Origin of the sequence: Kitasatospora sp. NPDC058243 (genome assembly GCF_042882025.1) — a bacterium.
Classification (GTDB): Bacteria; Actinomycetota; Actinomycetes; order Streptomycetales; family Streptomycetaceae; genus Kitasatospora.
The window spans coordinates 65,134-86,665 of record NZ_JBHVWW010000011.1; the positions used below are offsets into that span (position 1 = coordinate 65,134).

Annotated in this window: 18 protein-coding genes and 1 riboswitch; of the genes, 5 read left to right on the forward strand and 13 right to left on the reverse strand. The window is 73.2% G+C overall.

The window, feature by feature from the left end:
* Positions 1-47: 47 nt before the first annotated feature.
* Positions 48-1,787, reverse strand: a complete 1,740-nt coding sequence (locus ACFVX9_RS10635) for a TIGR03767 family metallophosphoesterase (protein WP_387981338.1) — start codon at positions 1,785-1,787, stop codon at positions 48-50.
* Between the two features lie 400 nt (positions 1,788-2,187).
* Here ACFVX9_RS10635 and ACFVX9_RS10640 point away from each other — a divergent pair, with 400 nt between their 5' ends.
* Both ACFVX9_RS10640 and ACFVX9_RS10645 read left to right on the forward strand, forming a co-directional pair.
* A complete protein-coding gene (locus tag ACFVX9_RS10640; RefSeq protein WP_387981373.1) occupies positions 2,188-3,372 on the forward strand; it encodes a cobalt-precorrin-5B (C(1))-methyltransferase in 1,185 nt (394 codons plus the stop codon).
* Positions 3,373-3,509: 137 nt separating this feature from the next.
* The gene (locus ACFVX9_RS10645) at positions 3,510-5,039 is read left to right on the forward strand and encodes a UDP-N-acetylglucosamine 1-carboxyvinyltransferase (protein ID WP_350875492.1); all 1,530 of its coding nucleotides are present in this window, start codon (positions 3,510-3,512) and stop codon (positions 5,037-5,039) included.
* A gap of 407 nt (positions 5,040-5,446) precedes the next feature.
* Here ACFVX9_RS10645 and ACFVX9_RS10650 read toward each other — a convergent pair whose 3' ends face one another.
* From ACFVX9_RS10650 to ACFVX9_RS10670, 5 genes are all read right to left on the reverse strand, one after another.
* Positions 5,447-6,190, reverse strand: a complete 744-nt coding sequence (locus tag ACFVX9_RS10650; protein ID WP_380373852.1) for a cobalt-precorrin-6A reductase — start codon at positions 6,188-6,190, stop codon at positions 5,447-5,449.
* Positions 6,191-6,195: 5 nt separating this feature from the next.
* Complete coding sequence (gene cobM, locus ACFVX9_RS10655; RefSeq protein WP_380373850.1) at positions 6,196-6,957, reverse strand: precorrin-4 C(11)-methyltransferase; 762 nt, start codon at positions 6,955-6,957, stop codon at positions 6,196-6,198.
* Positions 6,954-8,192 carry a precorrin-6y C5,15-methyltransferase (decarboxylating) subunit CbiE gene (cbiE, locus tag ACFVX9_RS10660; protein WP_380373847.1) on the reverse strand — a complete coding sequence of 413 codons (1,239 nt, stop codon included), beginning with the start codon at positions 8,190-8,192 and terminating at the stop codon, positions 6,954-6,956. Before cbiE ends, cobM begins: the two co-directional genes overlap by 4 nt.
* A gap of 102 nt (positions 8,193-8,294) precedes the next feature.
* The gene (locus tag ACFVX9_RS10665) at positions 8,295-8,714 is read right to left on the reverse strand and encodes a gamma-glutamylcyclotransferase family protein (RefSeq protein WP_380373844.1); all 420 of its coding nucleotides are present in this window, start codon (positions 8,712-8,714) and stop codon (positions 8,295-8,297) included.
* A gap of 161 nt (positions 8,715-8,875) precedes the next feature.
* Positions 8,876-9,469, reverse strand: a complete 594-nt coding sequence (locus tag ACFVX9_RS10670; RefSeq protein WP_380373841.1) for a dihydrofolate reductase family protein — start codon at positions 9,467-9,469, stop codon at positions 8,876-8,878.
* 149 nt (positions 9,470-9,618) lie between these two features.
* On the opposite strand from ACFVX9_RS10670, the gene ACFVX9_RS10675 reads away from it, so the two are divergent.
* Entirely contained in the window at positions 9,619-10,194 is a 576-nt protein-coding gene (locus ACFVX9_RS10675; RefSeq protein ID WP_363367271.1) for a TetR family transcriptional regulator, read from the forward strand.
* Positions 10,195-10,248: 54 nt separating this feature from the next.
* Here ACFVX9_RS10675 and ACFVX9_RS10680 read toward each other — a convergent pair whose 3' ends face one another.
* Both ACFVX9_RS10680 and ACFVX9_RS10685 read right to left on the reverse strand, forming a co-directional pair.
* Entirely contained in the window at positions 10,249-10,812 is a 564-nt protein-coding gene (locus ACFVX9_RS10680; protein ID WP_063350081.1) for an EF-hand domain-containing protein, read from the reverse strand.
* A 120-nt stretch (positions 10,813-10,932) separates the two neighbouring features.
* Entirely contained in the window at positions 10,933-11,364 is a 432-nt protein-coding gene (locus tag ACFVX9_RS10685; RefSeq protein WP_380373837.1) for a cytidine deaminase family protein, read from the reverse strand.
* 41 nt (positions 11,365-11,405) lie between these two features.
* Here ACFVX9_RS10685 and ACFVX9_RS10690 point away from each other — a divergent pair, with 41 nt between their 5' ends.
* Positions 11,406-12,059 (forward strand): GNAT family N-acetyltransferase, encoded by a 654-nt coding sequence (locus ACFVX9_RS10690; RefSeq protein WP_380373834.1) that lies wholly within the window; start codon positions 11,406-11,408, stop codon positions 12,057-12,059.
* On the opposite strand, the gene ACFVX9_RS10695 is transcribed toward ACFVX9_RS10690, so the two are convergent.
* From ACFVX9_RS10695 to ACFVX9_RS10710, 4 genes are all read right to left on the reverse strand, one after another.
* Positions 12,056-13,696 carry a dipeptide ABC transporter ATP-binding protein gene (locus ACFVX9_RS10695; RefSeq protein ID WP_387981340.1) on the reverse strand — a complete coding sequence of 547 codons (1,641 nt, stop codon included), beginning with the start codon at positions 13,694-13,696 and terminating at the stop codon, positions 12,056-12,058. The genes ACFVX9_RS10690 and ACFVX9_RS10695 overlap by 4 nt on opposite strands.
* A gap of 118 nt (positions 13,697-13,814) precedes the next feature.
* Positions 13,815-14,807 (reverse strand): ABC transporter permease, encoded by a 993-nt coding sequence (locus ACFVX9_RS10700; RefSeq protein ID WP_063350084.1) that lies wholly within the window; start codon positions 14,805-14,807, stop codon positions 13,815-13,817.
* Positions 14,808-14,926: 119 nt separating this feature from the next.
* The gene (locus tag ACFVX9_RS10705) at positions 14,927-16,678 is read right to left on the reverse strand and encodes an ABC transporter substrate-binding protein (protein WP_387981341.1); all 1,752 of its coding nucleotides are present in this window, start codon (positions 16,676-16,678) and stop codon (positions 14,927-14,929) included.
* Positions 16,679-16,754: 76 nt separating this feature from the next.
* Complete coding sequence (locus ACFVX9_RS10710; protein ID WP_363367281.1) at positions 16,755-17,720, reverse strand: ABC transporter permease; 966 nt, start codon at positions 17,718-17,720, stop codon at positions 16,755-16,757.
* 305 nt (positions 17,721-18,025) lie between these two features.
* A riboswitch (ZMP/ZTP riboswitch) is annotated at positions 18,026-18,121 on the forward strand.
* 29 nt (positions 18,122-18,150) lie between these two features.
* Between ACFVX9_RS10710 and ACFVX9_RS10715 the strand changes: the two genes are divergently transcribed.
* Positions 18,151-19,641, forward strand: coding sequence for a glycine hydroxymethyltransferase (locus ACFVX9_RS10715; RefSeq protein WP_380342309.1), 1,491 nt, complete (start codon positions 18,151-18,153; stop codon positions 19,639-19,641).
* A gap of 162 nt (positions 19,642-19,803) precedes the next feature.
* On the opposite strand, the gene ACFVX9_RS10720 is transcribed toward ACFVX9_RS10715, so the two are convergent.
* Positions 19,804-21,234: an aldehyde dehydrogenase family protein gene (locus ACFVX9_RS10720; RefSeq protein ID WP_380485268.1), complete on the reverse strand. Its 1,431-nt coding sequence runs from the start codon at positions 21,232-21,234 to the stop codon at positions 19,804-19,806.
* Positions 21,235-21,532 lie beyond the last annotated feature (298 nt).

Below are 21,532 nucleotides of genomic sequence, written 5' to 3' on the forward strand. Positions count from 1 at the left end.
ATCTGTTTTCTGTTACTTGTTCGCCGCCCGGCGTCCCCGCCTCCCCGTCACCGGGTCGGCTTGGCGATCACCAGCTCCGTGTTGTGGTCCTCGCCCGCGCCCAGCAGCGCCGCCGGCCGGCCGTTCGGGTCGTTGTACGACAGCTCGCGGTACAGCGCGGCGAGGTTGGCGTCCGAGGTGCTGCCGAAGTCCGTGCCGTACGGTGCGGAGGACTCGATCAGCGTCGTGAACAGGGAGAGCGTGCCGTCCCCGTTGTCCGCGATCTCGATGATGCGCCCGTGCTGCGGGTAGTCGATGTGCGAGGCGGTGTTGATCTCCCAGAACGCCCGCTCCGGCACCGCGTGGCCGTGCGCCGTGACCTTGTTCATGTGGGTGTGGCCGTTCACCCACGCGATCACGTTCGGGTAGCGCTGGAGCAGCGCCACCAGCTCGTTGCCGTCGTGCCGCTTCTCGAAGATGTTGCGCGGGTCGGGCAGCAGGTTGCCCATGGTGGTGCTCGTGTGGTGGCTGAACAGGAGGATCACCTCGTCCGTGCTGCCACCCGTCACCTTGCGTCCGTCGGTGTCGTACCAGTGCCCGCTGTGCGCCTTCAACTGCTGTTCCAGCCAGCGCAGTTGCGCGGCGCCCAGTGAACCGTCCGCGAATCCGGCCTGGTTGGTGGTGTCCAGGCTGATGCCGAGCACCTTCTCCGAGATACGGAAGGTGTAGTAGAGCTTGCCGCTGCCCACCATGTCCGAGGTGAAGCCGTGCCCGTACGGGCCGGCGCCGGTGTGCGCCGGGTTCAGGTGGGCCTTGGCGAACTCCTTGAGCGTGAACGGCCGTCGGCGCTCGTCCGGGGTGATCCGGCGCACCGCGTCGCCGCTCGCGAGCAGCTTCGCGAGCAGGAGCGCGGCGCCGGCCGGGTCGCGGCGCAGCGAGTCCATCAGCCGCGCCGCGTCGGCGTCGTTGCAGCCCTCCAGCTTGTACTGGCCGGTGTAGAGGTCGTTCAGCAGCCCGAGGTCCGGCAGTGAACCCTCAAGGCTGTCATCGTGGTTGCCGACCGCCGTGTACCAGGGCGTACGCAGGCCCGGCGCGTCGAACGGCCGGCCGGCGGCGTCGAGGAAGCCCGGTATCTGCGGGAAGCCCTTCGCCTTGTAGTCGTCGTTGTAGGCGAGTTCGGGGTTCCAGTAGGCGGCGTTGCCCGAGTTCTGCACGCCTTCGTAGCGGTTCGGGTCACCGGTGTTCTGGGCGAGCCGGCCGCCGCCCATGACGGTGAGGTACCAGTCGAGTTCGGCCTGCTCGTGGTTGTCGGTGTTGTCGCCGGTGGCCATCACCATGCTGAACGGCATCCCGGTGTAGGGGCCGCCGTCGAGCGCGTTGACCCGCTCGACGAGGGCCGAGACGCCGCGGGCGTTCAGGGCCTCCTGCGGCCGGTACGCGCTGCCGGTGAACCGGGCCAGGTACTCGAATCGCACCGGGGACTCGGTGTCCACCAGGTGCAGGTCGCTGAACTGGACGAAGCTGGCCAGCCCGGTCCGTCGGTCGTCCCGCCCGGTGCCCGGCGCCGCCAGGTCGCCGCGCACCACCAGCGGCCAGCCCGGCCCGGCCGTCAGCCGCTTGTACCCGCCGGTGCCGACGGGCGTGGCCACCTGGTCGAGCGTGGTGCCCGTCGTCTTGACCGCCCGCGCGGCGGTGGCCGTCAGTGCGCGCTCGCGCTCCGCCGCCGAGGCGAACTGCCCGCCGCCCAGCGACAAGGCCGACCAGGCGGCGGCCACCGACGTACCGGTGAGGAACGTACGCCGACTCATCCCTGCCACAAAAACCCCCACATGCTGATGGCCCGGCCGGACAACCCGGCCACCGGACCCCGTGTCATGAACCCGCCCTCTGGCGGACCGCCAGATTACTCACTGGTAGGAGCGGGGTGCGAGGCCCGTGCGGAGAACTCTTCGGGAACGCGGGGCAGCGGCCGCTCCCCGACTCGGACACCGGGCCGCGGGGCCCCGCTCCACCGCCCCCGGTCGGGGCGCGGCCAGGCGAATGGGGGAAAATCGGTACCGACGGCCGGTGCGGCCGCACCTCAACGGAGCCGGAAGCGAGACGCAGGTGGCCAAAGCGGGAGCCGAAGCGGGAGCCGAGGCGGGGGCCGAAGCCGGGGCCGAAGCGGCGGCCAAGGCTGGAGTCGAAGCCGGGGGTCGGGCCGGCCAGCTGAAGAGCAGCGGCCTGCGGCACGGCTGGACCACGGGCGCCTGCGCCACCGCCGCCACCAAGGCCGCGTACACCGCGCTGCTCACCGGTGAGTTCCCGGACCCGGTGGCCATCACCCTCCCCAAGGGCCAGCAGCCGGCCTTCGCCCTCGCCGCCGAGGAACTCGTCGCCGCGGAACTTGCCCCCAGGGCCGGGGGACTGGCCACCGGGGAACTGGCTGCCGGGGAGCGGGCCACCGAGGGCCGAGCCGCCGCCCCGCCCATGCCGGCGAGCGCCATGGCCGCCGTGGTCAAGGACGCCGGCGACGATCCCGACGTCACCCACGGCGCGCTGATCCGCTCGACGGTGCGGGCCGGCGAGCCCGGCGCCGGAGTGGTGTTCCGGGCCGGCCCGGGTGTGGGGACGGTCACCAAGGCGGGCCTGCCGCTGCCCGTCGGCGAGCCCGCGATCAACCCGGTGCCCCGGCAGATGATCCGCGACGCCGTGGCGGAGGTGGCCGCCGCGCACGGCGGCAGCGGGGACGTGGTGGTCGAGATCTCCGTGGACCACGGCGAGGAGATCGCCCGTTCCACCTGGAATCCACGGCTGGGCATCCTCGGGGGCCTGTCCATCCTCGGGACCACCGGCATCGTCGTCCCCTACTCCTGCTCCGCCTGGATCGACTCCATCCGCCGCGGCGTGGACGTGGCCCGGGCGGCGGGCCGCACCCACGTGGCCGGCTGTACCGGTTCGACCTCCGAGAAGGTCGCCGTCGCCGTGCACGGACTGCCTGAGGACGCGCTGCTCGACATGGGCGACTTCGCGGGCGCCGTCCTCAAGTACCTCAAGCGCCACCCGGTGCCCCGGCTGACGATCGCGGGCGGCTTCGCCAAGCTGTCCAAGCTCGCCGCCGGCCACCTCGACCTGCATTCGGCGCGCTCCCAGGTGGACAAGGGGTACCTGGCCGAACTGGCGCGGCGGGGCGGGGCCGACGGGGCGCTGGCCGAGGCGGTGGCCGCCGCCAACACCGGGTTGGAGGCGGTGCAGTTGTGCCGGGCGGCCGGGGTGCCGCTGGGCGATCTGGTCGCCGAGGCGGCGCGGGCGACGGCGCTCGGCGTGCTGGTCGGCTCGCCGGTGGCGGTGGACGTCATCTGCATCGACCGCGCGGGCACCGTCGTCGGCCGGGTGGAGCCGCTCGGGCCGTGACGCTCTCACAGAATCGCGGCAATACCGCCTGGTGATGTGAAGATCTGACGTTCATACGGGGCGAGAAACGGACAAAAGTAGTGTCACGCCCGCCCCTGGTTCTGTCGCCATCTCAACCATGAGATATGGTCTGGCGAGTGACAGGCGACTACCTCACCCGTATCGGCACCCTCATCCGTACCGCCCGCCAGCACCGCGGCTGGTCCCAGGCACAGCTCGGCGAGGCCCTCGGCACCAGCCAGAGCGCGGTCAACCGCATCGAGCAGGGCAAGCAGAACGTCAGCCTTGAGATGATCGCGCGCATCGGCGAAGCCCTCGACAGCGAGATCGTCTCCCTCGGCTACTCCGGCCCGATGCACCTGCGGGTCGCCGGCGGCACCCGACTCTCCGGCGCCATCGACGTCCGCAGCAGCAAGAACGCCTGCGTCGCGATCCTCTGCGCCTCGCTGCTGACCACCGGACGCACCACGCTGCGCAGCGTCGCCCGGATCGAAGAGGTCTACCGCATCCTCGAGGTGCTCACCAGTATCGGCGTCAAGAGCCGCTGGACCAACGACGGCCGCGACCTCGAACTCACCCCGCCCGCCGAGCTCGACCTCGCGGCGATGGACGTCGAGGCGGCCCGCCGCACCCGCAGCGTGCTGATGTTCCTCGGCCCGCTGATGCACCGCGCCAGCCGCTTCGCCATCCCGTACGCGGGTGGCTGCGACCTCGGCACCCGCACCGTCGAGCCGCACCTGACCGCGCTGCGCCGCTTCGGGCTGGAGGTCGCCACCACCGGCGGCGCCTACCACGCCTCGGTCGAGCCGGGCACCCCGCTGGACCGTCCGATCGTGCTGACCGAGCGCGGGGACACCGTCACCGAGAACGCCCTGCTGGCCGCCGCCCGGCACGACGGCGTCAGCGTCATCCGCAACGCCTCGCCCAACTACATGGTCCAGGACCTGTGCTTCTTCCTGGAGAAGCTGGGCGTACGGATCGAGGGCGTCGGCACCACCACCCTCACCGTCCACGGCGTCCCGGAGATCACCTGCGACGTCGACTACACCCCGGCCGAGGACCCGGTGGAGGCGATGAGCCTGCTCGCCGCCGCCGTCGTCACCTCCTCCGAGCTGACGATCCGCCGGGTGCCGATCGAGTTCCTGGAGATCGAACTCGCGGTGCTGGAGGGGATGGGCCTCGACTACGACCGGACCCCCGAGTACCGGGCCCACAACGGCCACACCCGCCTGGTCGACCTCACCGTGCGCCCGTCCAAGCTGACCGCGCCGATCGACACCATCCACCCGATGCCGTTCCCCGGCATCAACATCGACAACGTGCCGTTCTTCGCGGCCATCGCCGCGGCCGCCCACGGCACCACGATGATCCACGACTGGGTCTACGACAACCGTGCGATCTACCTCACCGAGCTGACCCGCCTCGGCGCCGACGTCAAGCTCCTCGACCCGCACCGCGTCCTGGTCCAGGGCCCCACCCGCTGGCGCGCCGCCGAGATGATGTGCCCGCCGGCCCTGCGCCCCGCGGTCGTCATCCTCCTTGCGATGCTCGCCGCCCAGGGCACCTCCGTCCTGCGCAACGTCTACGTCATCAACCGCGGCTACGAGGACCTCGCCGAGCGCCTCAACTCCATCGGCGCGCAGATCGAGACCTTCCGCGACATCTGATCCGATCCGGATCTGAAGCACGATCAGATGGCCGACCGGCCGCACGCGTTGCGGCCGGTCGGCCATCTGCGGGCTAGGGGCTCTCTTTCGGATCACGCCGGGCGCGCGACGCCGGAGCACGCACCTCGCCGCGTTGTCGTCGGTCGCCGATACTCCGCATGGACTCCCTCCTCCGCCTTGCGATGCACGCACTCCGACGCCGCGCGCTGATCCGACGTGATCCGAAAGAGAGCCCCTAGTCGCACCTCCTCGCCGTAGTGCCCCAGGACGTCCAACGACTTGGCGGCGGCGACGAGTTGACGGGCGTGGTTGCACCCGCGGCGCCAGGCTGCGAAGGCCTCGTCCGGGTCGGCGGTGTCGGCGTCGACATTCGGCCGAGCCGAGCCGACCCGACCCGGCCGGCCGTCCTAGCGCAGGTGCTGCAACCACCGCACCGCGCCCGGTACGTCCGGGGCCGCCGGTACGCCGTCGGGCAGCGGCGGGCGTTCCACGACGACCACCGGGAGCCCGAGTTCGCGCGCGGCGGTGAGTTTGGGCGCGGTCGCGGCGCCGCCGCTGTCCTTGGTGACCACGACGTCGATCCGGTGCTCGCGCAGCAGCGCCCGTTCGCCGTCGAGCGTGAACGGCCCCCGGTCCAGCCGGACTTCGAGCGTGGACGGCAGCGGCGGCTCGGGCGGGTCGACCGAGCGGGCGAGGAAGTGCAGGTGGTCGAGGTGGGCGAAGGTGGCGATGCCCTGTCGCCCGGTGGTGAGGAAGACCCGCCGCCCGAGGCCGGGCAGGAGTTCGGCGGCCGCGGCGAGCGAGGGTGCGTGGTGCCAGCGGTCCCCGGGGACGGGCGCCCAGCCGGGCCGCCGCAGCGCCAGCAGCGGCACGTCGGCGGCGGCCGCCGCGAGGGCGGCGTTGCGGGACATCCCGGCGGCGAACGGGTGGGTGGCGTCGACGACCGCGTCCACCCGCTCGCCGCGCAGCCAGTCGGCCAGCCCCTCCGGGCCGCCGAAGCCGCCGATCCTCACCTCTCCGGCGGGCAGCCGGGGTCGGGCGACCCGGCCGGCCAGCGAACTGGTGACCCGCAGGGACGGCAGCTCGACGAGTGCGGCGGCCAGCGCTCGCCCCTCCGTCGTCCCGCCGAGGATCAGGACGTGCCGGGTCATGGGGTTCACGCCCCGCAGGGCTCGTGCGGGCGTTCGCGCTCCGCCGAGTAGAGGTGGCTGTCGCGGAACTGTTCGGCGGCCAGCGTCCGTCCGACCAGGATGACGGCGGTGCGGACCACGCCCGAGGCCTTGACCTGTTCGGCGATGTCGGCGAGGGTGCCGCGCAGCACCAGCTCGTCCGGGCGGCTGGCCATCGCGACGACGGCGGCCGGGCAGTCGGCGCCGTAGTGCGGGAGCAGCTGCTCGACGACGTCGTCCACGTAGCCGGCGGCCAGGTGCAGCACCAGCAGGGCGCCGCTGCGGCCGAGGGTGGCCAGGTCCTCGCCCTCGGGCATCGGGGTGGCGCGCTTGGCGATCCGGGTGAGGATGACGGTCTGGCCGACGGTCGGGACGGTCAACTCCCGCTTGAGCGCGGCCGCTGCGGCGGCGAAGGCGGGTACGCCGGGGACGATCTCGTACGGCACGCCGGCCGCGTCGAGGCGGCGCATCTGCTCGGCGACGGCGGAGAAGACGGACGGGTCGCCGGAGTGCAGCCGGGCCACGTCCTGTCCGGCCTGGTGCGCGCGGACGAGCTCGGCGATGATCTGGTCCAGGTTGAGCTGCGCGGTGTCGACGAGGCGGGCGCCGGGCGGGCATTCGTCGAGGAGCTCGCGCGGTACCAGGCTGCCGGCGTAGAGGCAGACCTCGGCGCGGGCCAGGAGGCGCTGGCCGCGCAGGGTGATCAGGTCGGCGGCGCCGGGGCCGGCTCCGATGAAGTGGACGGTCACGACGCGTTCTCCTGAGGGGTGTTGGGCTTGACGGCGGACCACTGGGTGACCGGCATGGCCTGCCGCCACCCGGTGAAGCCGCCCACCGGGACGGCGTGCGCGACGGCGAGCTTGACGAGCTCCCCGCCGTGGCGCCGGTACCACTCGGTGAGCAGCGCCTCGGATTCCAGCGTCACGGTGTTGACGACGATCCGGCCGCCCGGCCGCAGGGCGGCCCAGCAACTGTCCAGCAGGCCGGTCGCGGTGAGGCCGCCGCCGATGAACACCGCGTCGGGGGCGGGGAGTTCGGCGAGCGCGGCGGGGGCCGGACCGGTCACCACGCGCAGTCGTGGCACGCCCAGGGTGGCGGCGTTGCGGGCGATCCGTTCGGCCCGCACCGGGTCGCGTTCGATGCTGACGGCCTGGCAGTCGCGGTGCGCGCGCAGCCACTCGACGGCGATCGAGCCGGAGCCGCCGCCGACGTCCCAGAGCAGTTCGCCGGGGGAGGGGGCGAGGGCGGCGAGGGTGGCGGCGCGCACGTGCCGCTTGGTGAGCTGGCCGTCGCTCTCGTAGGCGGCGTCGGGCAGGCCGGGGACGAGCGGGTTGCGGGGGCCGTCGCCGAGGTCGACCGCGATGACGTTCAGCGGGTCGCCGGGCGGGTGCGGCCAGCAGTCGGCGGTGCCGTCGAGCTGCCGTTCGGCCGGGCCACCGAGCTGTTCGAGCACCCGCAGGCGGGCGGCGCCGTAGCCGCGTGTGGTGAGCAGTGCGGCGACGGCGGCCGGGGTCGCGGCGTCGGCGCTCAGCACGAGCAGGCGGCGGCCGGGGTTCAGGGCCAGGGCGAGGGTGTCCAGCGGGCGGCCGACCAGGCTGACCACCTCGGTGGACTCCAGCGGCCAGCCGAGTCGGGCGCAGGCGTGGGAGACGGAGGAGGGGTGCGGCAGGACGCGCAGCCGCCCGGCGCCGACCGTCTCGGCGAGGGTGCGGCCGATGCCGTAGAACATCGGGTCGCCGCTGGCCAGGACGGCGACCCGGCGGTCCGCGTGCGCGGCGAACAGCCCGGGAACGGCCGGGCGCAGCGGGGACGGCCACGGGACGCGCTCGGCGGCGACCTCGTCGCGGGGGAGGAGGTCCAGCTGCCGGGGGCCGCCGACGACCACCTCGGCTGCCCGCAGGGCGGCCCGGCCGGCGGTGGAGAGGCCGGGCCAGCCGTCGGCCCCGATCCCGACGACGGTGATCGGGGGTGGCAGCTCGGGCACCGGGTGGCTCCTGTCGTTCGGCGGGCGCCGTGAGTAGAAAAAATAACTATCGGGGCAGCCTACCTGGCGGTATCCGACCGCCCGTCTCCCGCCCGTCCCCCGCTACCGGTCCGCCCAGTCCCCCGAGTCGATCACCGCGGGCTGCTCCCGCAGTCGGCTTTCGACGACGGGCCCGGCGAAGTACACCCAGGCCTCCCGCAGCTCGCCCGCCGCCGTCCGCACCGGCAGCCGCCGCCGTACGTACAGGCCCGTCCCGTCCGCCCGGCAGTCCTCCAGCCGGTCCAGCGCCGCGAGCGCTCCGGCGTACGCGCCGGGCCGTACGGTGATCAGCTCGCCCACGATCCGGCGCCCGGGCGTCGCGTCCGGCACCGCGTACGGGTACCCGGGGCCGTCGTGCAGTGTGGCGCCGTCCAGCACGGCCGGGCGGATGTCGGCGCAGCGTCCGGCCAGGTGGGCGGCGTGGTTGCGGCCGCCGCTGCGCAGGGTGCCGTAGACGAAGAACGGCAGGGCCTCCTCGGACACGGGTTCGACCTCTCGGCTGGGGGAGCGCCCACGGTACGTCCTCGCGCCCGCGCCGCGATAGCGCCTCTTGCCTCGCGCGCCTCTTGCCTCGCGCGTCCCGTGCCCCGCGCGTCCCGTGCCCCGCGCGTCCCGTGCCCCGCGCGTCCGCCGGACGGTGGGCGTCAGGCGGCGTCCGGGGCGGTCCGTGCGTAGGTGAGGACGACGTTGCCGCGCTCGAAGACGCGGCTGTCGGTGAGTGTGAAGGCGCGGGGCCCGAACTCCGCGCGGAACAGCGGGATGCCCGATCCGACCATCACCGGGTACTGCTTGATGATCAACTCGTCGATCTCGGGCAGCAGCTGGCCGGCCAGGTCGGCGCCGCCGCAGAGCCAGATGCCGAGCCCGTCCTGCTGCTTCAGCCGGCGGACGAGGGCCACCGGGTCCTCCGCGGTGACCTCCACCGCCGGGTCCGGGCTGGTGCCGAGGGTGCGGGAGACCACGATCTGCCGCAGGTGGGCGTAGGGGCTGGTGAGGCCCACGGCCAGCCCCGGTGCGTAGGTGCCGCGGCCCATGACGACGGTGTCGAAGCGCTTGTTGGGTGCCTCCGCGATGCCGAACGCCGCGCGGCCGGGGGTGGGGATGGTCTCCGGGTACTCGGCGAAGAGCGTCGAGGTGTAGTCCTCGGTGAGGAACGGCGCGAAGAAGTCGAAGCTGTCGTCCGGGCCGGCGATGAAGCCGTCGATGGTGGTGCCGATGAAGTAGGTGAGCTTGCGCATGCAGGTCCTTTGGGGTCGGGAAGCGGCGCGGGCCGTGCGGCCCGCCGCCTAACCACTCCGACTATAGTACTCCAGTCGTAGTGGTTGCCAAGGTGTTTTCAGGCCCGGGCGCCCCGGCCCCCGAAAACCCCGCGAGAGAGAATCGACCCATGGTCCAGAACCCCGCCCGCCGCACCGCCCTCGCCGACGCCGCCATCGAGGTCCTCGCCCGCGAGGGCGCCCGCGGCCTCACCTTCCGCGCGGTCGACGTGCAGGCCGGCGTCCCCAACGGCACGGCCTCCAACTACTTCGCCAACCGCGACCACCTGCTCCACCAGACCGCCCGGCACATCCACCACCGGCTCACCCCGGACCCGGCCGTCATCGCCGACCTGCTGCGGGCCCCGCGTGACCGCGCTCTGGTCGCCGCCCTGATGCGCGACCTGATCCGCCGCATCTCCGCCGACCGGGCCGGCTACCTCGCGATGCTCGAACTGCGCCTGGAAGCCACCCGCCGCCCCGGCCTGCGGGCCCAGCTCACCGGCACCATCCGCGAGCAGCTGGAGGCCAACGTCGCCTACCACCTCGACGGAGGACTGCCCGGCGACCGCGAGACCGTCCTCGTCCTCTACCTCGCGATGACCGGCCTGATCGTCGAACACCTCACCCTGCCCGAGGTGTTGGGCACCGACACCCTGCCCGCCCTGCTCGACACCATCGTCGAGCGAATCGTCCCCGCGACCTGACCCTGCCGGCCTCGCGTTTCGGCGGGCGAGGGGGCGGCTGTGCCGGAGGGGGTGTCAGAGGGTGTGCGGGGGCCTGCCCGTCCACCAGTTGCCGGGGGCGTCGGGGTCGCGGCTGGTCCAGAACTCGATGATCGCGCTGGTGAACTCGGCTGCGGAGAGGGTGCCGTCGCCGTCGCGGTCGAGGTGGCGGAAGGCCTCGTCGGCGTCGTCGCGGGAGAGGCCGGCGAAGTGGCCGCGCTGGAAGACGAAGAACTCGCCGGCGTCGACCGTTCCGCTGCGGTCGGTGTCGGCGACGGCGAGGAAGGCGTCGGCGAGTGCGCCGAAGCTGGTCCGCGCGGCCTCGGGGTCGTCGGAGAGGGCGCCGGTCGAGCGGACGAACTGTTCGCGGGTGATCGCCTCGGTGCCGGCGGGCAGGTGGGCCAGGTGCAGGTCGTGCCAGACCGTCAGGTAGGCGCGGACGATGACGGCCTCGGCCTCCGAGCCCTCCTGGTGGCCGAGCGAGCGGGCGACGGCGATGCCCATGAGGACGTGGTCCCGTTCGGTGAGGAGTCCGTCGCCGTCGGCGTCGAGGTGGTCGAACCCGTGGTTGATCTTTGCTGTGAGCAGGTCGTCCGACAATGTGCCCCCTCGGTTGGCGATCACTACGACACGTCGCCAGCACGCTAGTGCCTGGAGTCGCGCTCGCGCAGCCGAACGACGGGCGAACGGCCACACGGGCGTGACTCGAAGGCGGGGTCGCTAGCCGTCCTGGTGCTCGGCCCAGACGTACGCCTCGGGGAGCAGGTCGAGGACGGGCAGGGCGAGCAGTTCCGTTCCCCGCTTGACGATGATCTCGACCGTCGGGAAGTAGTCGAGCAGCACCTGCCGGCAGCGGCCGCACGGCGGCACGACGCCCCGGCCCTGGTCGCCGACCGCGACGACCGTGGTGAGGTCGTACGCGCCCTGGCCGGCGGCCGCGCCGATGAGGACGAGCTCCGCGCACGGGCCGCCGGTGAAGTGGTAGGCGTTCAAGGCCGTGACGATCCGCCCGTCGGCGTTGCGTCCGGCGGCCGCGACGGTGTGGTTGTCGCCCCGGGAGAAGCGCTGGGCCACCGCCCGGGCGGCCTCGACGAGCTCCTGGTCGACGGCTGCGCGGTCTCCTACGGAGTCGGATTGATCGCTGGCGGACATATTCGCTGGGACTCCTTGATCGCACATGACAGGCTTCGAGCATGGACCGACCGCCCCTGATCGTGCCAACGCTTTGCGCGGGCCCCTTCACCCTTCGCCCCTGGCGCCTCACCGACCTCGCCGTGGTCCGGGAGGCGGGCACCGACCCGTACATCCCGCTGGTCACCACCGTCCCGGCCGCCTCCGCCGGGTACGACGACGAGCCCGATCGGGCGTTCGTCGAACGGCAGTGGGCGAGGGCGGCGGACGGCACCGGTTACTCCTTCACCGTGGCGTCGCGGCCGGACGACCGGGCCGTCGGCTTCGTCGGGCTGTTCCCGCAGGCCGACGGCAGGGCCTCCATCGGTTACTGGACGGCCCCCTCGGCGCGCGGGCGCGCGGTGGCCGGGCACGCGCTGCGGACGGTCGCGGCCTGGGCGCTGGACGACCTCGGCCTCGCCCGGTTGGAGCTGTACATCGAACCCTGGAACGCCGCGTCCCTCCGGACCGCCGAGCGGACCGGCTTCCGGCACGAGGGCCTGCTGCGCAGCCACCGCACCGTCGGCGACGAGCGCCGCGACATGCACCTCTACGCACTCCTCCCCACCGACCCCCGCGAGGCCACGCCCGGCCCCTGTGAGGCCACCGACCCCCGTGAGGCCACGCCCGACCGCACGGCCACGGCCAGTCCCCGCGAGGACCGGTCCCAGGATTAGTGCACCGCCGCCAGCAGTTCCCGGGTGTACTCGGTGTGCGGCGCGCTGAACAGGCGGTCGCGGTCGGTGGACTCGACCAGTCGGCCCCGGTGCATCACGGCCACCCGGTCGCAGAAGTGCCGCACCACGGCGAGGTCGTGCGAGACGAACAGGAAGGCGACGCCGAGGCGTTCGCGCAGCTCCATCAGCAGGTTGAGCACCTGCGCCTGGACCGAGACGTCGAGGGCCGACACCGGTTCGTCCGCGATGATCAGGCGCGGCTGCGGGGCGAGGGCCCGAGCGATGCCGATCCGCTGGCGCTGTCCGCCGGAGAACTCGTGCGGGTAGCGGTCCAGGTGGGCGGCGGGCAGCCCGACCTGGTCCAGCAGTTCGGCCGAGCGCTCCCGCCGCTGGGCCGCGTCGAGTGAGGTGTGCAGGCGCAGCGGGGTGTCGAGGGTCTGGGCGACGGTGCGGCGCGGGTTGAGGGAGGCGTACGGGTCCTGGAAGACCAGCTGGATCTCCCGGCTGAGCCGGCGCCGCAGCTCCCGGCTCGGGCGGGTGACGTCCTGGCCGTCGTACAGGACCGTTCCCGAGGTGGGCTGTTGGAGGCCGGCCAGGACGCGGGCGGTGGTGGACTTGCCGGAGCCGGACTCGCCGACCAGTCCGAGCGTCTCGCCGGGGGCGATCCGCAGTCCTACGCCCTCCACCGCCCGGACGGGCTCGGCGCGCAGGTTGGGAAGGCGGCGCCGCCCGGGGAAGTGGACGGCGAGGTCCGCCACCTCGACGAGCCAGCGCTCGGGGTGCCCGACCGTCCGGGGCGCGAATTCGGCGATGGGTGACGGATCGTCAACTGTCGGCAACGGCGAGCCGGGTACGGAGTCGAGGGTGAGCGCCGCCCCGACCAGTGCGCGGGTGTACGGCTCGCGCGGCGCGGCCAGCAGCTCGACGGTCGGCGCGGACTCGACCTCGACGCCGCCGCGCAGCACGAGCGTGCGGTCCGTCGTCCCGGCGACCACGCCGAGGTCGTGGCTGACCAGCAGCACCGCCGTGCCGTGCTCGCGCTGCAACTCGCCGAGCAGGTCGAGGACTTGCCGCTGCACCCGGGAGTCCAGGGCGGTGGTGGGCTCGTCGGCGATCAGCACCTGCGGGTCGTTCATCAGTGCCATGGCGATCATCACCCGCTGGCGCATCCCGCCGGAGAACTGGTGCGGGAAGTCGCGCACCCGGGCGGCCGGGATGCCGACCCGGTCGAGCATCGCGGCGGCCCGTCGGCGGGCCTCGGCGCGGCCGGCGCCGGGGTGGTGCAGCCGGTACATCTCGGCGAGTTGGGCGCCGACGCCGTGGAAGGGGCTGAGCGAGGTGAGCGCGTCCTGGAAGACCAGCGCGGCCCGGCCGCCCCGGACCGGGCGCAGCGTGGACTCCGTCGCACCCACCAACTCCTGCCCGCTCAGCCGGATCGAGCCGGTGACGGTGGTGGTGCGCGGGTCGTGCAGGCCGAGGACGGCGAGGCCGGTGGCCGACTTGCCGGAGCCCGACTCGCCGACCAGGCCGAGGACTTCACCGGCGGCGAGGTCGAAGGAGAGCCCCCGGACGGCGGTCACGGGCGTCCCGCCGCGCGGGTCGGCGAAGGTGACGGTCAGATCGCGAACGCTCAGCACGGGCTCTGCGGAGGGCGCGGCACCAGGCCCAGGAGCGGCCTCCGACACGGCTCCGGGCGCGGCTCCGGACACGCCCCCGGACACGGATTCAACAGTGGACGTCATCGAACGGCTCCAGTCAGCTCAGGCGGATTCGCGGGTCGAGCCAGGCCACCACCAGGTCGGCCAGCGCGACGAACAGCACCACGAAGCAGGCGGCCAGCAGCACCGCGCCGACCACCGCGGGCAGGTCCTGCCCGGACACCGCCTGGGCGGCGAACCGCCCGACCCCGTTCAGCCCGAACACCGTCTCGGTGATGACCGCCCCGCCGAGCAGCACCCCGGCCTCCAGGCCGAGCAGTTGCACCAGCGGTCCGGCGGCGCCGCGCGAGGTGTACTTGAGGTGGGCGCGCAGCCGGCCGAGGCCCTTGCCGCGCGCCGTGCGGACGTACTCCTCGTTCATCGTCTCCAGCAGCTGGGAGCGTGAAAGCCGGGCGAACACGGCGGAGTTGACGAAGCCGAGGACGAGCCAGGGGAGCAGCAGCCCGCCCGCCCAGGCCGCGAGGTCCTCGGTCGGCGGGGTGTAGGAGGGCAGTGGCAGCAGGCCGGTGGAGTAGACCAGTGCCCACTGGGCGACGTATCCGAGGAAGTAGATCTGCACGCTGGCGCCGACGAGGGTGAAGCCGGAGAGCAGCCGGTCGGTGCGGCCGCCGTGCCGCAGCGCGGAGACGAACCCGGTGCCGAGGCCGAGCACCAGCAGGACGGCGAGGGCGCCGGCGGTGAGCGAGAAGGTGACCGGCAGGTGGTCGGCCAGGGCCTCGGTGACGGGCTGGTGCAGCCGGTAGGAGTAGCCGAGGCAGGGCGCGTCGCAGTGGATGACCGAGCCGTCCACGTCGCTGATGTCGCGCCCGGCGACGACCCCGGTGAGGTAGTCGGTGTACTGGGTGAGCAGCGGCTGGTCCAGGCCCATGCTCTGGCGCACCGCCGCGACTTGGCCGCTGTCGCAGCGCGGGCCGCAGGCGGCGCGGGCCGGGTCGGCGGGCGCGGCGTAGAAGAGGGCGAAGGCGGCGGCGGAGACCGCGACCAGGACGGCGAGGGCCTGGAGGGTCCGCCGCAGGGCGAAGGAGAGCATGGCCGGTCCGGGGTCGACGGGACGGGGAGACGTACGCGAGGGCTACGTGGAGCACACGGGGAGTGCAGGACTTCAGGGGCCCGCCCCCGCACCGACCGGCGCGGGGGCGGGTACGGCGGTCAGGACTTCAGGTACAGCCACGCCAGGCTGACCGTGCCGTAGATGGGGTGGATGAACGCCCCGCCGACGTTGGAGCCGCGTACCTGGTTGACGTTCGCGTAGACGAACGGCAGCACCGGGACGTCCTGCATCACGGTCTTCTCCAGCGCGTACAGCTCCTTGGCCTTGGCGCGCGGCTCGCCGATCTGGTTGATCCGGTCGATCTCCTTGTCCACCGCCGGGTTGCGGTAGCGCGCGGAGTTGAGGTCGCTGCCGGCGCGGCCGTCGAAGGAGAACGGGATCAGCGTGGACGGGGTCGGCCAGTCGACGGAGGAGGTCTCCTCGAACAGGTCGTACGGGGAGTCGGCGCGGTGCACCTCGTCCAGGAACGCCTTGGGGTCGATCGGCTTGGGCACGATGGTGATGCCCGACTTGGCGAAGCCGTCCACCAGCACCTGCGCGGTGCGCTGTCCGTCCGGGGTGTTCTTGTACCCGTAGGTCAGGCTGGTCGGCGCCTGCTTGGCCTTGGCGAGCGCGGCCTTGGCGGCCTCCGGGTCGCCTTCGGGCTTGACCGGGTAGAGGTCGTACTTCTCCCAGTCGATCAGCGCCGGCGAGCTGAGCGTGCTGGCGAGTTCGCCGATCCGGGAGCCGCCCTGGACCTGGCGGGCCTGCTGGCGGGGGTAGCCGAGGTGCAGGGCCTTGCGGACCTCGACGTCCGGCACCCGCTCGTTGTTGATCACCAGCTGGGTGACGAAGGCGCCCTGGCGCCCGGAGACGACCAGGTCCTTGGCCTTCGGGTCGGTGTCGGCGGTCTGGTACAGCTCGGGGGAGAGCACGTCGGAGGCGGTGGTGGCGCTGGCGCCGCCGTCGCGCCCGGACAGGATCTCCTGGTTGATGTTGAGCGCCTCCTTGCCGAACGTGAAGACGAACTTGTCCGGGTACTGGCTGCGGATCGGGTCGGTCTCGGCCTTCCAGGCGGGGTTGCGCTCCAGCACCATGCGGGTGTTCTGGACGTGCTCGACGATCCGGTAGGGGCCGGTGGCGAACGGCTGCCGGTCGTAGTCCGTCCCGGTGTCCTTGTCCCGGCGCACCGGCGAGGACGAGGACTGCGCGGCCATGTACGGGACGTCGGCCTGCGGCTGCGGGAAGTGGAAGACGAGGGTGCGCTCGTCGGGCGTCTCGATCGCGGCCAGGTCGCCGTCCTGCGGGCCGGCGTACTTGGCGCGCGCCGCCTCGTAGCTGGCCTCGCCGGTGAGCCACTGCGGCCAGTACGGCGGGCCGACCTCGTAGCCCTTGCCGAAGCTGCGCTCGATGCCGTACTTGACGTCCTGGGCGGTGATCGGCTTGCCGTCCTCCCAGGCCACGCCGTCCTTGAGCCGGTAGGTCCAGGTGCGCCCGCCGTCGCCGGAGGTGCCGGTGTCGGTCGCCAGGTCGCCGACCAACTTGGCCTTGCCGTCGACGACCTGATACTGCGTCAGCTGGCGGCCCCAGAGCAGCGAGGCGTTGTACGTCGCGCCCGCGTAGACCTTCTGCGGGTCGAGGTGGCGGAACTCGACGCTGTTGTACACGTTCACGGTGCCGCCCACGCGGGCGCCGGCGACGGCGGGGGCCGGGCCGGCGCTCTCCTTCTCGCCGCCGAGCGCGGCGGTCAGCGGGGACGTCTCCTTGGCGGCCGCCCCGGCGGGCGCCGGGCCGGTGCCCGCGCCGGCCGAGCAGGCGGTCGCCAGCAGGGCGGTGGCGACGACGGCGAGGGACGGTCTGGTCCAGCGCATGGCGAATCTCTCCTTGCCCCGGGAGTCGGGGCGGGTCGGGGCGGGCTTGGGGTGATGGACGGAGGAGGACGGGGGCTCAGCGGGCGGCGCGCGGGTCCAGCGCGTCCCGGACGGCATCGCCGAGCAGGTTGAAGGCGAGCACGAAGAGCAGCAGGGCGACACCGGGGAAGACCATGTAGGTCGGATCGGCCTGGAAGACCTCGGAGCCGCGGGAGATCATCCGCCCCCAGTCCGGGATCGGCTCCGTGATGCCGACGCCGAGGAAGGACAGCACCGCTTCGGAGGCGACGAAGGTCGGTACCGCCATGGTGGCGTGCACCAGCAGCTGCGAGCGGACGTTCGGCAGCAGTTCGTGGACGACGACATGGAATCGGCCGGCGCCCTGGGCCCGGGCGGACTGCACGAAATCCCTTTCCCGGAGCGACCGCACGGTGGCCCGCAGGGAAAGCGCGAGCGGAATCCAGCCGAACGCGGAGAAGACCAGGATCAGCACCAGGAACTGCATCCACTCCGGTTCCGCGGCGCCCGGATCGACCAGCCGGGACTGGATGACGGGGCTCAGCGCGAGGAGCAGGAGCAGGGTCGGAAAGGCCAGCAGCACGTTGGCCAGGAAGCCGAACAGCCGGTCGGCGATCCCGCCGAGGTAGCCGACCGCGACCCCGGCCAGCACGCCGAGCGTGGTGGTCACGGCGGCGGAGGCGAAGGCGATCAGCAGCGAGGTGCGGATGCCGTAGAGCAGCTGGGTCAGGACGTCCCGGCCGAGCCCCGGCTCCAGGCCGAACCAGAAGTCGCCCGAGATGCCGCCGTTCGGCAGGACGGGCAGGCCGCTGTCGCTGAGCAGGCCGGGGGAGTTCTGGCCGTAGTGCTCGACCGGGTTCTTCCCGTACAGGGCGGCGATCAGCGGGGCGGCGAGGGCGAGCAGCAGGAAGAGCAGGACGACGGCGAGGGCGGCGGCGCCGACCCGGTCGCGCAGGAGCCGGCCGAGCAGCCTCGGCGCGGCGGGTGCGGGGACGGAGCCCGCTGCTGTTTCGACCACGGCCATGAGAGGCGTACTCCCCGAATTCTCCGCCGCCCTGTGGGTGAGGGTGCGCTGGTGTGCATTTCCGAACCGGCCCCCGGGGGTTTCCCGGTGGCCGTTCGAGCGCCATCAGACCGGATGCGCGGGGAGGTCCGCAAATCACCTCCGGCGGTTTTCCCCGGCATTGTTTCGGCGCGTATTGCGGCTTCATTCGGCGTCATTGCGCCGCAATACCGGCGTTGCAGAAGAACGGACATCGAGGGGCGAAACGGGCGTGCCGTCCCGAATCCTGAGATCTCCGCCACATCCCCCCGGGCATTGGTACGATCCCGGGGAGCCGCGACTGGCGCGCACGGATGGAACCGACCATCGGGAAGCGGCTCCGTGCACCCGCACGACAGTTGCCGAGCGCCTGGGCCGTCCGTACTCGTCCGTGCACCACGAGGAGACCGCCTTGGCCACCCCGCACACCCCTCATGCCGTTGAGGCCGCCCAGGCCCCGCACACCGCCGCCGGCGCGGCCGCCGACACCGCCTTCCGCAGCGCCCTCGACGTGGTCGCCGGCGTGGAGCCGCGGATCGCCGCCGCCATCGGCCAGGAGCTGGAGGACCAGCGCGCCTCGCTCAAGCTGATCGCCAGCGAGAACTACGCCTCCCCGGCCGTCCTGCTCGCCATGGGCAACTGGCTCAGCGACAAGTACGCCGAGGGCACCGCGGGCCGGCGCTTCTACGCGGGCTGCCGCAACGTCGACACCGTCGAGACCATCGCCGCCGAGCACGCCCGCGCCCTGTTCGGCGCCGACCACGCCTACGTCCAGCCGCACTCCGGCATCGACGCCAACCTCACCGCCTTCTGGGCCGTCCTCTCCCAGCGGGTGGAGAGCCCGGCGCTGGAGCGGGCCAAGGTCCGGGGCGTCAACGACCTCACCGAGCAGGACTGGGCGCAGCTGCGCCAGTCGCTCGGCAACCAGCGGATGCTCGGCATGTCCCTGGACGCCGGGGGCCACCTCACCCACGGCTTCCGACCCAACATCTCGGGCAAGATGTTCGACCAGCGCAGCTACGGCACCGACCCGGCCACCGGCCTGATCGACTACGACGCGCTGCGCGAGACCGCCCGGGAGTTCCGCCCGCTGATCCTGGTCGCCGGCTACTCCGCCTACCCGCGACTGGTCGACTTCCGGCGGATGCGCGAGATCGCGGACGAGGTCGGCGCGACCCTCATGGTCGACATGGCGCACTTCGCCGGCCTCGTCGCGGGCAAGGTGCTGACCGGCGACCACGACCCCGTCCAGCACGCCCAGATCGTCACCACGACCACCCACAAGTCGCTGCGCGGCCCGCGCGGCGGCATGGTGCTGTGCGACACCGAACTGGCCGAACACGTCGACCGCGGCTGCCCGTTGGTGCTCGGCGGACCGCTCTCGCACGTCATGGCCGCCAAGGCGGTCGCCTTCGCCGAGGCCCGCCGACCCGAGTTCCAGACCTACGCCCACGCCGTCGTGGACAACGCCCGGGCGCTCGCCGAGGGCCTGCTGCGCCGCGGCGGCCGGCTGGTCACCGGCGGCACCGACAACCACCTCGTCCTCGCCGACGTCTCCGGCTACGGCCTGACGGGCCGTCAGGCGGAGGCTGCGCTGCTGGACTCGGGCGTCGTCACCAACCGCAACTCCGTCCCGCAGGACCCGAACGGCGCCTGGTACACCTCGGGCGTGCGCCTCGGCACCCCGGCCCTCACCACCCGCGGCCTCGGCACCGCCGAGATGGACGAGATCGCCGCCCTGATCGACACCGTCCTGCGCGCCACCACCCCGACCACCACCGCGGGCGGCGCCCCCTCCAAGGCCCAGTACCGCCTCGACGACGCCGTGCGCGACGGCGTCGCCAAGCGCGCCACCGACCTCCTCGCCCCCTTCCCCCTCTACCCGGGCGTCGACCTCACCTGACCGGCCGCACCTGACCGGCCGCACCTGGCCGGCCCCGCCTGGCCGGCCCCGCCTGGCCGGCCCCGTCCAACCGCCCTCGATGCCCGAACCCCCGGGCCCGCCGCCCCACTTGCGGCGGGCCCGGAGCCGGCGCCGAGGCCGGCACCCCGCTCGGTACCGAGGTCAGTACTGCAGCGACTTGTACTGGAGGAACTCCTCCAGCCCGTGGCGGCCCAGTTCGCGGCCGAGGCCGGAGCTCTTGTAGCCGCCGAACGGGGCGAGCGGGTTGAAGCGGCCGCCGTTGAGGTCGACCTGGCCGGTGTCGAGGCGGCGGGCGAAGGCGGCGGCGGTGTCGGTGTCCGCGGCCCAGACGCCGCCGGCCAGGCCGTACTCGGTGTCGTTGGCGAGTTCGGCGGCGTGGTCCTCGTCCCGGTAGGGGAGGACCACCAGGACGGGGCCGAACACCTCCTCCCGGGCGATCGCCATGTCCCCCGTGACGTCGGCGAGCACGGTCGGGTGGACGTAGAAGCCGGTGGGCAGGCCCGGGACGGGCTCCGCGCCGCCGACGACCAGCCGGGCGCCCGCGGCGAGCGCGCCCTCGACGTAACCGCGCACCCGGGCCAGCTGCTCGGCGTTGACCAGCGGGCCGATCCGGGTCTGCGGGTCGGTCGGATCGCCCGGGGCGTACTTGGCGGCGGCCTTCGCGGCCGTCGTGACGGCCTCCTCGTACTGGTCCTGGTGCACCAGCAGGCGGGTCCACGCGCTGCACGTCTGGCCCGAGTTGGCGAACACGTTGGCGATGTTGACGTTGACCGCCCGGGTCAGGTCCGCGCCCGGCAGCACCACGTTGGCGGACTTGCCGCCGAGTTCCAGGGCGACCCGCTTCAGACCCCGGCCGGCCGTCTCGGCGACCTGCCGGCCGACGGCGGTGGATCCGGTGAACGAGACCACGTCCACGCCCGGATGGGCGGCGAGCGCCGCACCCGCCACCGCGCCCGTGCCGGTCACCAGGTTGAACGCGCCTGCGGGGAAGCCCGCCTCGTGCACCAGCCGGGCGAACAGCCGGGCCACCAGCGGGGTGTCCTCGGCGGGCTTGAGGACCACCGGGCAGCCGGCCGCCAGGGCCGGGACGACCTTGGCGACGATCTGGTGCAGCGGGTAGTTCCACGGCGTGATCGCCGCGACCACCCCGGCGGGCTCGGCGAGCACCACCGAGTTGCCGATCCGTTCCTCGAAGGGGTGCTCGGCGAGCAGTGTCAGGTAGGAGGTCGCCACGGTCAGCGGCGCTCCGGCGTGCACGGCGGCGGCGAAGCCGACCGGGGCGCCGAGTTCGGCGACCACGGTGGCGGTGATCTCCTCCTGCGCGGCGGCGATTTTGTCCCGCAGCCGGGTCAGCAGGGCGAGCCGGTCCGCGCGGGCGGTCGTCGCCCAGCCGCGGGCCGCCCGGCGGGCCGCGGCGACCGCGGCGTCGACGTCGGCCGGCCCGCCGGCCGGCACGGTGGCGAGCACCTGCTCGGTCGCCGGATTCAGCACCTCGATCGACCCGGCGTCGTCCAGGGAGGGCCGCCAGGCGCCGTCGATGTACTGGTCGCCGTACTCCGCGTGCTGCTGCACCGAGTGTCCTCTCATCCGGTCGGCCGATTGACCAACAGCGCTAGTCAAAGGGCCAGTCAAGGCGGCCCGGTCGGCCGCGCGCAAGAGCCAATCCGGTCCGGTGGGCCGGCGGGTTACCCCGGGGCGAACCGCGCGGTGTACTCGTCGAACGGCTCGGTCCCCGCGCCCGCGCCCCGTTCGTCCGACCGCTCAAGGGCCTCGCACGGCCGCGGCACCGGGCGGCCGCCCGCCCACCGTCCTCGTCACCGCCTCCGCCACCGCCGTCAGCTCCACCGCCCGCCGCCGGGCGTCCAGTTGA